At 53.4% G+C, this 290-nt stretch carries 3 tRNA genes; all 3 read left to right on the top strand.

The features are described 5' to 3' along the window. The first annotated feature begins 19 nt into the window (after nucleotides 1-19). The 3 genes from HHO41_RS22175 (at nucleotide 20) to HHO41_RS22165 (ending at nucleotide 277) form a co-directional block, all read left to right on the top strand. A tRNA-Gly gene (locus tag HHO41_RS22175) sits at nucleotides 20-94 on the top strand. A 7-nt stretch (nucleotides 95-101) separates the two neighbouring features. Beyond that, nucleotides 102-190 (top strand) — tRNA-Leu (locus HHO41_RS22170). A gap of 10 nt (nucleotides 191-200) precedes the next feature. After that, nucleotides 201-277, top strand: a tRNA-Arg gene (locus HHO41_RS22165). Nucleotides 278-290 lie beyond the last annotated feature (13 nt).

Here is a 290-nt window from a genome sequence, read left to right as displayed (position 1 = left end):
CCCGCACCATTTAATTTTCGCGGAAGTAGTTCAGTGGTAGAACACCACCTTGCCAAGGTGGGGGTCGCGGGTTCGAATCCCGTCTTCCGCTCCAGATTTATGCCGGGGTGGCGGAACTGGCAGACGCACAGGACTTAAAATCCTGCGGTAGGTGACTACCGTACCGGTTCGATTCCGGTCCTCGGCACCACTTTTAATATGCGCCCGTAGCTCAATTGGATAGAGCGTCTGACTACGGATCAGAAGGTTATGGGTTCGACTCCTTTCGGGCGCGCCATATTAATTTCAAT

Origin of the sequence: Bacillus sp. DNRA2 (assembly GCF_012843265.1) — a bacterium.
In the GTDB taxonomy this organism is placed as follows: domain Bacteria; phylum Bacillota; class Bacilli; order Bacillales; family Cytobacillaceae; genus Bacillus_BU.
Note: the sequence above shows the minus strand (reverse complement) of the source record. Positions and strands in the feature narration are given on the sequence as shown.